At 72.7% G+C, this 2410-nt stretch carries 3 protein-coding genes; all 3 read right to left on the reverse strand.

Features of this window, described 5'->3' with window-relative positions; genetic code table 11:
• Positions 1–909, reverse strand: a 909-nt coding sequence (locus tag NON22_RS23090) for a universal stress protein (protein WP_257389337.1), incomplete at its 3' end; no start/stop codon positions are given.
• 28 nt (positions 910–937) lie between these two features.
• Positions 938–1549 (reverse strand): potassium-transporting ATPase subunit KdpC, encoded by a 612-nt coding sequence (gene kdpC / locus NON22_RS23095; protein WP_257389338.1) that lies wholly within the window; start codon positions 1547–1549, stop codon positions 938–940.
• Positions 1550–1573: 24 nt separating this feature from the next.
• A partial coding sequence (locus NON22_RS23100) for an HAD-IC family P-type ATPase (protein WP_257389339.1) occupies positions 1574–2410 on the reverse strand: 837 nt, incomplete at its 5' end.

The raw sequence follows: 2410 nt of genomic DNA on the forward strand, positions 1-2410 counted from the left end.
GCGTTCGCGCCGCTCGCCGTCGGCCGCGTCGCGGCCGGTGTCCACGTGCACGACGGTCCAGGTTGCCTGGCGCCGCTCGGCGATGCGCCGCGCGACGCGCACGAGGTATTCGCTGTTGCCGCTGCCGTCGATCGCGAGCAGCACGCGCCGGCGTACCGGCACGGGCCCGCCGCCGTGGGCGGTCTGGTATTCGCGCAGGTCCGCATCGACGCGGTCGGCCACGGCCTGCACCGCGAGCTCGCGCAGCGCGGTCAGGTTCGATGCGCTGAAGAAGCGCTCGAGCGCGCTCGCGGCGAGCTCGGGCAGGTAGATCTTGCCCCGGCGCAGCCGCTCGATGAGCTCGCGCGGCGGCAGGTCGATCAGCACGACGTCGCGCGCGCGGTCGAAGAACGCGTCGGGCACGGTCTCGCGCACGCGCACGCCGGTGATCTGCTGCACGACGTCGTTGAGGCTTTCCAGGTGCTGGATGTTGACCGTCGTATAGACGTCCATGCCGGCATCGAGCAGATCCTCGATGTCCTGGTAGCGCCGCTCGTGGCGGCTGCCCGGCACGTTGCGGTGGGCGAGCTCGTCGACGAGGATCAGCTGCGGCCGCCGCTTCAGCGCCGCGTCGACGTCGAACTCGTCGTGCGCGGCGCCGGCGGCGCTGTGCCGCCGCGGCAGCAGCTCCAGTCCGTCGAGCAGCGCCTCGGTCTCGGCGCGGCCGTGAGTCTCGACGAGGCCGACGACGACGTCCACGCCCTGGCGGCGCAGCTCGCGCGCGGCCGACAGCATCGCGTAGGTCTTGCCGACGCCGGGCGCGGCGCCGAGGAAGACCTTCAGGGTGCCGCTGCCGCCGTCGCGCGCGATCTGGCCGAGCAGGGCATCGGCGCGGGCCTGGCGGCTCTTCTGCTCGGCGGTGTCGGTCATGCCGCGGATTCCTGGCGAGTGAGCCGTCTCAGCCGGCGGCCGGCGGCAGCGCGTCGAGCGCGAGGTTCAGTTCGAGCACGTTGACGCGCGGCTCGCCGAACACCCCGAACGTGCGGTGCAGCGTATGCGAACGGATCAGCGCCTGCACCTGTGCCAGCGGCAGGCCGCGGGCGCGCGCGACGCGCGCGGCCTGCAGCTCGGCCGCGGCCGGCGAGATGTGCGGGTCGATGCCCGAACCCGACGCCGTGACGAGATCGGCCGGAATCGCCGCGGCCGCAACGCCTTCGCGTGCGGCGATCGCGGCGGAGTCCGCGGCGATGCGTTCGCGCAGCGCCGGGTTGCTGCTCGCGAGATTGCTGCCGGACATGGCCTTCGGGTCGTAGTTCGCCGCCGACGGACGCGGCCGGAAATAGCGCGCGTCGGCGAACGGCTGGGCCACGAGCCGCGAGCCGACGATCCTGCCGCCGGCCTCGATCAGGCTGCCGCGCGCCTGTTGCGGAAACAGCAGGCCGCCGAGCAGGGTCGCCGCCGCCGGATACACGACGCCGCAGATCACGACGAGCGCGACGCACCAGACGAGCGCGGCGCGCAGGCCGCCGCCGCTGTCGCTCGGCGGCCGGGTTTCGGTGGACGTATTCATGGGAGTCCTCACTGGAAGAAACGCTCAGCGCGCGCCGAACAGCGCGGCCAGCAGCAGGTCGATGAGCTTGATCGCGACGAACGGCAGCAGCACGCCGCCGGCGCCGAACACGAGCAGGTTGCGCCGCAGCAGCGCCTCGGCGCTGCCCGGGCGGAACGACACGCCGCGCAGCGCGAGCGGGATCAGCGCCGGAATGATCAGCGCGTTGAAGATCAGCGCCGCGAGCACGGCGTTGACCGGGCCCGACAGGTGCATGAGATCGAGCGCCGCCATGCCCGGAATCGCCGCGACGAAGATCGCCGGAATGATCGCGAAATACTTCGACACGTCGTTGGCGAGCGAGAACGTGGTCAGCGCGCCGCGCGTGATCAGCAGCTGCTTGCCGATCTCCACGACCGACAGCAGCTTGGTCGGATCCGAATCCAGGTCGACCATGTTGCCGGCTTCCTTGGCCGCCTGGGTGCCCGAGTTCATGGCCAGGCCGATGTCGGCCTGGGCCAGCGCCGGCGCGTCGTTGGTGCCGTCGCCGACCATCGCGACGAGGCGGCCCTGGGCCTGCTCGGTGCGGATGCGCGCGAGCTTGTCCTCGGGTTTGGCCTCGGCGAGAAAATCGTCGACGCCGGCTTCGGCCGCGATCGCCGCGGCGGTCAGCGGGTTGTCGCCGGTGATCATGACCGTGCGCACGCCCATCGCGCGCAGCCGCGCGAAGCGCTCGCGCACGCCGTGCTTGACGATGTCGGCCAGCGCGATGACGCCGAGCACGCGGTCGTTCGTCGCGACCACCAGCGGCGTCGCGCCGCCGCGCGCGATGCGGTCGACGGCCGCGTCCAGGTCGCCCGGCAGCGGCGTGCCGCGGCTTCG

This window comes from Tahibacter caeni (genome assembly GCF_024609805.1).
Lineage (GTDB): Bacteria > Pseudomonadota > Gammaproteobacteria > Xanthomonadales > Rhodanobacteraceae > Tahibacter > Tahibacter caeni.

Coding starts and splice junctions, on each gene's coding strand:
- kdpC (WP_257389338.1), bottom strand. CDS start 1,549: ATGAATACGTCCACCGAAACCCGGCCGCCGAGCGACAGCGGCGGCGGC.